Genomic DNA, 8,152 nt, shown 5'->3' with positions numbered 1-8,152 from the left:
TTGGTGGGAATTTAGGGGATTTTGGGGAATTTTGCAAAGGTCTCGGCCTATAATCTATCTGCCACACTAAATATTCATTTTAAAAGCAAATTTATATCAAATAAGTACTTTTGCTTTATAATAACGACAAATACCCAACAAACAGGGAACGAACATGAAAAAAACACTAATGACACTTATCCTTTGCGCACTGACTCCTGCCGCCCTGGCTGCCGATACTTACGGCTACCTGGCGATGTGGCAAAACCCTGCCGACAGCAATGAAGCACTGCAAATCAAAACCACCAAAGAAAATGCCACCCAAATGGATGCGACAGCCGAACTCGAAACATTCTGTAAAGGCCAAGATGCCTTAGCCGGCATCAGCGCAGGCCAAGCAACAGGCTGTAAAACAGTTGTCCCTCTGCACAACACTTGTATCGCTGTTGCCTATCCTAAAGCCATGGGCAAATTGACCGCTCAAAACGTGGTAGCCATTACCTCCCCACGTTTCAAAACCGTGCATCAAATTGCCTTGAGCCAGTGTATCAAAAAATACGGCTCACAAGGACAATGTGCTTTAGAAACAGTCTATTGCACTTCTGAAACCTACTATCAAGGTACGGTCAAAACCCTCTGGGAAAAAATCAAATCCATTTAAGGCCGTCTGAAAATAAAACCGGCTTGCCCGATATTCTCCATATCACGGCAAGCCGGTTTTTTTATCCTGGCTTTTATTTGCTGTTTTTTTCCAACAATTTGGCCACAATACCTTCAGCCTGTTTCACCAAATCAGGGTTGGTTCGGAAGTGGTTTTCATCGTTCAAAGAGTAGCTGACAGTAGAAACCGCATACTTCGTGCTTCGCAACACAAATACGCCTTTACGCAAGATTTCGTCATTGCCTTTGGTTTTGTAACGCAGGTTATACGGGCAAGAAGAATCATACAGTTTGCCGCGGTTGTCCGCTGTCACAATAGTGCTGCCAATGCCGCGTTTTGCCAAAGCTTTAGACAAAGCACGATCCAAATCATGCGGTCTTACTTTTGCATTTTGAATGATGCAGACATGTTTGATGCTGGTCAGCTCTTCAGGTTTCAATACTCTTTGTTCCGTAGTGGAACACGCGCCCAGCAACAATACGGCTGAAGCTGCCGCTAAAATCATGGTTTTCATCTGTTTTCCTTTTTAAAATTTTCAAACAATAAATATTCAGACGGCCTTTATGCAAAGGCCGTCTGAAAAAATCAACGTACGTTTTTCATCAAACGCTGTTTCTCACGCTTCCAATCCGCTTCTTTCAGGCTTTGGCGTTTGTCATGCTGTTTCTTACCCTTGGCCAAACCGATTTCCACTTTGATTCTACCGCGAGTGTAATGCAGGTTTAAGGGCACAATCGTATAACCGGCGCGTTCGGTTTTACCGATTAACTTGTTGATTTCCGATTGTTTCAACAACAACTTACGCGGACGGACAGGGTCGGGTTTGACGTGTGTCGAGGCAGTGGGCAATGCGGTAATGTGGCAGCCCACCAAATAGAATGCGTCTTTTTTCCAGTAGATATAGCTTTCTTTTAATTGCACGCGTGCAGCGCGGATGGCTTTGACTTCCCATCCCTCCAATACTATACCGGCTTCGATTTGGTCTTCGATAAAGAAATCGTGAAAGGCTTTTTTATTATTGGCAATACTCATTGTGCTGATTCTTTACAAACTTTTCAGACGGCCTATTTTATCAGGCATGCTTAAAAAATAAAACGGCAAACGGTTTTGAAACGTTTATTCGCTTAAAACATGGCGGCGGTAAAAGCGGTCTATATCGGCAATGGCTTTTTCATCTTCAGGACGCAAATCCAGTTTCAAATCGGCAAGGCGGATCAAGATTTGATCTTCACGCTCGGCAACGGCGCAGCTGACCTCGCCTTCGCTGCGAAAATGACGGATAAGCTCGTCTAACTGGTTTAAAGCATTTTGATAAGATGAATTTTGATTCATAATTTTTGACCCGAACGCCCATAAAAAATGGCGGGAAACCCCGCCATGATTTTACGGCTTACGCCGCACATTTAATTAAGCAGCTTGAATATTAGCAGCTTGTTTGCCTTTAGGGCCGGTGGTTACGTCGAAAGATACGCGTTGACCTTCTTTCAGGGTTTTGAAACCATCCATGTTGATCGCTGAGAAGTGAGCGAACAAATCTTCGCCACCTTCATCAGGAGTGATGAAACCAAAACCTTTAGCGTCGTTAAACCATTTTACGATACCGGTTGCCATTAGAAACTTCCTATACTTAAAAATTAACAAAATCAGCAAAACAAGGCATACAGCAAACTAAAACGTTCAGCGTTTCTCCCACGTATTGCATACGCAGTCGAGTGCCAACTTCTGCTTAACCGTCTTTTTACATTTGTTAAGACAAAACGTCAAGCTATGTTTTCAAAAAAGTGGGAAAATAGAAAAAAATTGCCGAAATACAACAGAAAACGGTTTACACTCTAAAACAGGCCGTCTGAAAACTGAAACCTAAGCTTATGAACCATCCGAATACCGACCACCAATCCGATACCCTGCTCAGCGATATCAACACACAGCCGCCGAAACGTTACGGCGTATTTTTATTGAACGACGATTACACCACCATGGAATTTGTCGTCGAAATCCTGACCGAAGTCTTTATGCTTGCACAAGAACAGGCCGTGGCCGTCATGTTGCTGGTGCACCACGAAGGCAAAGGCCTGTGCGGCACCTACACGCGCGATATTGCGCAAACCAAGCAGCATCAGGTCATGGAACGCGCCAAAGCCGAAGGGCATCCGCTCAAATGTATAGTCGAAGAGGTTTAAATCATGCTTTCACCCGAATTGGAACACATCCTGCAACTGCTCTACCGTGAAGCACGCAACGCGCGTTATGAGTTTATCAGCTTGGAACACCTGCTTTTGGTGCTGATAGAAGAAGATGCGGCTGTGCCGAACGTCTTGAAACTGTGTGGTGCGGATTTGAAAGTCCTGTCCGAGCAGCTGGCCGCCAGTGTTGCCGAAAATACGCCGCAAATTCCCGATCATCTTCTGGATACGGTCGAAACCCAACCGACATTGGGCTTCCAACGCGTCATCCAACGGGCGATGGTGCATACCCAGTCTGCCGGTAAAGCCGCAGTAGAGCCTTTGGATATTTTGGTTGCCATGATGAGCGAATCCGAAAGCCATGCCGTTTATTTCCTCAAATTGCAATCCATTACGCGCTTTGAAGTCTTGCGTTGCATTGCCCATGGCTCGCCCGATGACGAAGACGGCAATGATTCAGACGGCCTGGGACGCGAAGGAGAAGAAGCGGAACAAAAAACCGGCTCCCTTTCCGACTACACCGTCAACCTCAACGCCGAAGTCAAAGCCGGCCGTATCGACCCTTTGATTGGTCGCAAACACGAAATGGAAAGGCTGGTACAAATCCTGTGCCGCCGCCGCAAAAACAATCCGCTTTTGGTGGGCGAAGCTGGCGTTGGCAAAACCGCGCTGGCGGAAGGTTTGGCACATCAAATCGTCAACGGCGACATTCCCGACGCGCTTAAGGAAGCCGAAGTGTACGCGCTGGATATGGGTTCGCTTTTGGCGGGCACAAAATACCGCGGCGACTTTGAAGCGCGGGTCAAATCCGTCTTGAAACAGCTCGAAAAAATCCCGCACGCCATTTTGTTTATCGACGAAATCCATACCATCATCGGCGCAGGCAGCACCAGCGGCGGCACGATGGACGCATCCAACCTGCTCAAACCCGCATTGGCGAAAGGTTCATTGCGCTGTATCGGCGCAACCACTTACGACGAATACCGCACCATTTTCGACAAAGACCACGCCTTAAGCCGCCGCTTCCAAAAAATCGACGTGGTCGAACCCACCGTCGCCGAAACCGTGCAAATCCTGCGCGGCTTGAAACCGATGTTCGAAGGCTTCCACCAAGTCCGCTATACGCAAGGCGCACTCGAAGCCGCAGCCGAACTTTCCGCGCGTTACATCAACGAGCGTTTCCTACCCGACAAAGCCATCGACGTGATGGACGAAGCAGGCGCGGCGCAACGGATTCTGCCTAAATCCAAACAGAAAAAAGTCATCGGCAAAGCGCAAATCGAAACCGTCATCGCCAAAGTCGCACGGATTCCCGAAAAAACCGTGTCGCACGACGACAAACAAGTGCTGCAATTCCTCGGCCGCGATTTGAAAAACATGGTTTACGGTCAAGAAAACGCCATCGACGCACTGGTTGCCGCCGTCAAAATGTCGCGTTCCGGCCTTGCCCTGCCCGACAAACCGATAGGCAGCTTCCTCTTCTCCGGCCCGACCGGCGTCGGTAAAACCGAAGTCGCCAAACAGCTTGCCTACTCGATGGGCGTACCGCTGCAACGCTTCGATATGTCCGAATATATGGAACGCCATGCCGTATCGCGCCTCATCGGTGCGCCGCCGGGCTACGTCGGCTTTGAACAAGGCGGTCTTTTGACCGAAGCCGTCAACAAACAGCCACATTGCGTGTTGCTTTTGGACGAAATCGAAAAAGCCCACCCCGACATTTTCAACGTCCTCCTGCAAGTCATGGACGCAGGCAAACTGACCGACAACAACGGCAAGAGCGCTGATTTCCGCAACGTCATCCTGATTATGACCACCAACGCAGGCGCGGAAAGCCTCAGCCGCCCCAGCCTCGGCTTTACCGCCAAGCGCGAACGCGGCGACGAAATGCAGGCGATCAACAAACTCTTCACGCCCGAGTTCCGCAACCGTTTGGACGCGATTATCCCGTTTGCGCCCTTGTCCGAACCCGTCATCGCCAAAGTCGTGGACAAATTCTTGCTCCAGCTCGAACACCAGCTCCTCGACAAAAAAGTCGAAGCCGAATTCACACCGGCATTGCGCAAATATCTGGCGGAAAAAGGTTTCGACCCGCAAATGGGCGCGCGCCCGATGCACCGCCTGATTCAGGAAAAAATCCGCAAACCGCTCGCCGACGAACTCCTGTTCGGCAAACTCGCCGACGGCGGCTTCATGCGTATAGACTGGGATGCAGCAAAAGAAGAAGCCGTATTGAAGTTTAAGAAAAGCAAGGTCAAACCTGAAACAGCAGCGGTTTGAAGGATAAAGGCAAAAGGTCGTCTGAAAACGAGATTTCCGTTTTCAGACAACCTTTTTGTAATTAATGCCTAATTCTCCGTCTATATAGAGGCTACAAATAACAAAATACCTCGTAATTTAACAAATTAATTATTTTTGTAAACTATTTACTTGATATTTTTAAATGACTATTTGATAATACATCTACATTTTAATTATCAATCAATTCATTGCAAAGGAAATATCTATGTCTTTCAAAAAAGTAAGTACAGCAACTATTATCGCCCTGAGCTTGGCGGCTTGCAGCAACAACCAGCCTAATGACACTCCATCCATCACTAGTTCATCAAATGGCATCCAGAAGAATAACGGCAATTCTGCTGACAATAATAGTAATACTTCCAACAATAATAGCAATACTTCCGGCAACAATAGCAATACTTCCGGCAACAATAGCAATACTCCCGGCAACAATAGCAATACTCCCGGCAACAATAGCAATACTCCCGGCAACAATAGCAATACTTCCGGCAACAATAGCAATACTCCCGGCAACAATAGCAATACTCCCGGCAACAATAGCAATACTCCCGGCAACAATAGCAATACTCCCGGCAACAATAGCAATACTCCCGGCAACAATAATTCTTCTGCCAACGCTACACCACGCGTTAATTTTTCAGTTTCATACGAAGGTATAAAAAATACCGCCAATAAAGATATCCGAGAACTTGCACAGAAGAAGGAAATTGATGGGGCAGTTATTCTCAAATCTTATAAGGTAAATTTAGGAAACCAATCCAGCAGTGGTAATGATTTTAATTTATCCAGTATTCCACTTAAAACGTTAGTCAGCCAAAACTATCGGGAAACTGTCGTTGCACAGGCAGAAGGTCAGGACCATACCATTACCCGAAACGGTGTTGCCCATATTTACCGTCAAAACTATTCCCTGATTGCAGGTATTACGCCCACCGGCTTAACACTTAATGGTGAATCAGAAAAGCTGGATGCTGACGATGACGATACCAATATCCTGATTAAAGGTTATACCACCCAAAACCTGCCTACTGCGGGGAAATTCGACTATTCCGGTATTGCAAGTGATGGAGATAAGAAAGGAAAATTGGCTTATTCTGTTGACTTCGACAGCGGAAAAGGTAGTGGCAAAATTACAGGTCTTGACAGCGACATTCATCTGAATGAAGCAGAAATTAAAAAAATGAGCTACACCAATAAAGAAACTGACCAAACCACAATTAATGGACACGGCATCGAAGGCTCTTCCAACCGTGGCAGCTACCGACTCGGCTTCTTCGGTCCTGAAGCAGAAGAAATTGTCGGTACTGTCGATGATCGCAACAATGGTGAGATCGGCTTTGCCGGCTCCCGCTAATATTGATGTAATATAGCCAAAAGGTCGTCTGAAACCGTTTCAGACGACCTTTTCGACCATTTTCACCGTGTTATCCTTACAATGACAGAATATTCCTACGACCCATATCCCACTGAATAAAATGAATAAAAACCATCTCATCTTACTAATATTCTCCTTCACATCAACCGCCCTTGCCGAAACACCCGTTGTCCATGTACCTGCACCTGTATTTTTTGACAAACAACCCAACAGCGAAACACCCTCAAAAGAATTTACCGACGATAAACCTGCAGAACAGAGGCTTTCAGACGACCTTCCTGCCGATTCCTCATTGGAAGCACAGATCAACCGCGCATTAATCGGACGGGACTGGAAGACGCTGGAAGGTTTGTTGACGCAATATAAAGCCGTGCCCAACCGGGATGCCGTTTTATACGATTATGCTTTAGGCGCGTTGCGGCGTAGTCAGTTGCGGCATGGTGAGGCTGTATCGCTCTATCGCGGCATTTTGGCGAAACATCCCGATTTGGCGTATCCGCGTTTCGATTTGGGCGTAATGATGTTTGAAAACAAACAGTACTGTGAGGCAAAAGCTGAATTGAAACGGGCAAAACCGGATTTGCAGCCGCCCATGCAGCAACTTGCCGAACGCTATCTTGCTTCCATTGCATCGGCGCAAAGCTGGCAGCCCGATGTTTCACTGCAATACGAGCAAACCGATAATGTGAACAATGCCTCGTCCGAGCGCGTTATAGAATGGAACGGCAGACGCTGGAATAAAACCGCTGATAGCCTGCCGCAAAAGGCGCACGGTATCCGCTACGGCGCCGGTGTATCGCGCGAAATCAACATGGGCGGGCATCATTTTGTTTACGGCAACCTGAGCGGCGACGGCGTGCATTATTGGGACAATCAGGATTTTAACGAGCAAAGCCTGCGCTTGGTGGCAGGCTATAAAAACCGTTCGGCGGTGCAATCTTTCGGGGTTGTACCGTTTGCCGAGCAAAACTGGCTGGGCGGCAAACGCTATAATCGTGAAACCGGTATCCATACCGACTTTTCACGTCGTCTGAACGAAAAATGGCGGCTCTCGTTCAATGCAGGCTATATCAAAAAATACTATCAAAACAGCAACACGGCTGCGCGTTACAACAGCCATATGCCGCTAGTGGGAGCAACGCTGGCATACTCTGCGCCGAAAAACTGGCTGATTTACGGAGGCATGGACTGGTCGCATGACATGACCAAAGAAGCGGAGCAGGCATCCGTACGCAAGGGCATACGCTTTGGCACGGCGAAAGCGTTTGAGAACGGATTCGGCATCCGTACCAACCTGCGCTACGTCCATCGTACCTTTGATGCTCCGGGTAGCCTGGTGTACCGCCTGACTCGAAAAGACCATGAATATCAGGCAAATGTATCTATTTGGCACAATAAAATTGCATGGAAAGGCTTGGTACCGCATTTGAATTTCCGTTATCTGAAAATCGACAGCAATATGAGCGGCTTCTATTCCCGTAAGAGTATGCAGACATTCATCAGTGTGGAGAAGCAGTTTTAATTCAAAAGGGATAGGAACAAAACATGCCATTTCAATCAGCCTTTTTCCCTACACAGGTGGAAGATCGTCGAAAATTCTAAGAAACAGGTATTTGAAAACAGTTGCTAAATTAAAAGAAATTCCCCACATAC

Annotated in this window: 9 protein-coding genes; 5 read left to right on the top strand and 4 right to left on the bottom strand. The window is 47.3% G+C overall.

Annotated features, from left to right (window positions below; translation table 11 throughout):
* Nucleotides 1-154: 154 nt before the first annotated feature.
* Nucleotides 155-640 (top strand): DUF4189 domain-containing protein, encoded by a 486-nt coding sequence (locus O3682_RS06985; RefSeq protein ID WP_371509248.1) that lies wholly within the window; start codon nucleotides 155-157, stop codon nucleotides 638-640.
* Between the two features lie 73 nt (nucleotides 641-713).
* On the opposite strand, the gene O3682_RS06980 is transcribed toward O3682_RS06985, so the two are convergent.
* From O3682_RS06980 to O3682_RS06965, 4 genes are all read right to left on the bottom strand, one after another.
* Nucleotides 714-1,154 (bottom strand): hypothetical protein, encoded by a 441-nt coding sequence (locus O3682_RS06980; RefSeq protein WP_293202420.1) that lies wholly within the window; start codon nucleotides 1,152-1,154, stop codon nucleotides 714-716.
* Nucleotides 1,155-1,225: 71 nt separating this feature from the next.
* The gene (gene smpB, locus O3682_RS06975; RefSeq protein ID WP_003679566.1) at nucleotides 1,226-1,672 is read right to left on the bottom strand and encodes an SsrA-binding protein SmpB; all 447 of its coding nucleotides are present in this window, start codon (nucleotides 1,670-1,672) and stop codon (nucleotides 1,226-1,228) included.
* Between the two features lie 84 nt (nucleotides 1,673-1,756).
* The gene (locus O3682_RS06970; protein WP_003679564.1) at nucleotides 1,757-1,972 is read right to left on the bottom strand and encodes a hypothetical protein; all 216 of its coding nucleotides are present in this window, start codon (nucleotides 1,970-1,972) and stop codon (nucleotides 1,757-1,759) included.
* A gap of 75 nt (nucleotides 1,973-2,047) precedes the next feature.
* Nucleotides 2,048-2,251, bottom strand: a complete 204-nt coding sequence (locus O3682_RS06965; protein ID WP_003682902.1) for a cold-shock protein — start codon at nucleotides 2,249-2,251, stop codon at nucleotides 2,048-2,050.
* 257 nt (nucleotides 2,252-2,508) lie between these two features.
* Between O3682_RS06965 and clpS the strand changes: the two genes are divergently transcribed.
* The 4 genes from clpS (at nucleotide 2,509) to O3682_RS06940 (ending at nucleotide 8,021) form a co-directional block, all read left to right on the top strand.
* A complete protein-coding gene (gene clpS / locus O3682_RS06960; protein WP_003679561.1) occupies nucleotides 2,509-2,820 on the top strand; it encodes an ATP-dependent Clp protease adapter ClpS in 312 nt (103 codons plus the stop codon).
* Nucleotides 2,821-2,823: 3 nt separating this feature from the next.
* Nucleotides 2,824-5,103, top strand: coding sequence for an ATP-dependent Clp protease ATP-binding subunit ClpA (gene clpA, locus O3682_RS06955; RefSeq protein ID WP_371509246.1), 2,280 nt, complete (start codon nucleotides 2,824-2,826; stop codon nucleotides 5,101-5,103).
* A gap of 226 nt (nucleotides 5,104-5,329) precedes the next feature.
* A complete protein-coding gene (locus O3682_RS11740) occupies nucleotides 5,330-6,478 on the top strand; it encodes a factor H binding protein domain-containing protein (protein WP_526023251.1) in 1,149 nt (382 codons plus the stop codon).
* Between the two features lie 121 nt (nucleotides 6,479-6,599).
* A complete protein-coding gene (locus tag O3682_RS06940; RefSeq protein WP_371509244.1) occupies nucleotides 6,600-8,021 on the top strand; it encodes a surface lipoprotein assembly modifier in 1,422 nt (473 codons plus the stop codon).
* The last annotated feature ends 131 nt before the right edge of the window (nucleotides 8,022-8,152 follow it).

It is taken from the genome of Neisseria sp. 27098_8_112, assembly GCF_041433235.1.
Classification (GTDB): domain Bacteria; phylum Pseudomonadota; class Gammaproteobacteria; order Burkholderiales; family Neisseriaceae; genus Neisseria.
Note: the sequence above shows the minus strand (reverse complement) of the source record. Positions and strands in the feature narration are given on the sequence as shown.

Coding starts and splice junctions, on each gene's coding strand:
- O3682_RS06985 (WP_371509248.1), top strand. CDS start 155: ATGAAAAAAACACTAATGACACTTATCCTTTGCGCACTGACTCCTGCC.
- O3682_RS06980 (WP_293202420.1), bottom strand. CDS start 1,154: ATGAAAACCATGATTTTAGCGGCAGCTTCAGCCGTATTGTTGCTGGGC.
- smpB (WP_003679566.1), bottom strand. CDS start 1,672: ATGAGTATTGCCAATAATAAAAAAGCCTTTCACGATTTCTTTATCGAA.
- O3682_RS06970 (WP_003679564.1), bottom strand. CDS start 1,972: ATGAATCAAAATTCATCTTATCAAAATGCTTTAAACCAGTTAGACGAG.
- O3682_RS06965 (WP_003682902.1), bottom strand. CDS start 2,251: ATGGCAACCGGTATCGTAAAATGGTTTAACGACGCTAAAGGTTTTGGT.
- clpS (WP_003679561.1), top strand. CDS start 2,509: ATGAACCATCCGAATACCGACCACCAATCCGATACCCTGCTCAGCGAT.
- clpA (WP_371509246.1), top strand. CDS start 2,824: ATGCTTTCACCCGAATTGGAACACATCCTGCAACTGCTCTACCGTGAA.
- O3682_RS11740 (WP_526023251.1), top strand. CDS start 5,330: ATGTCTTTCAAAAAAGTAAGTACAGCAACTATTATCGCCCTGAGCTTG.
- O3682_RS06940 (WP_371509244.1), top strand. CDS start 6,600: ATGAATAAAAACCATCTCATCTTACTAATATTCTCCTTCACATCAACC.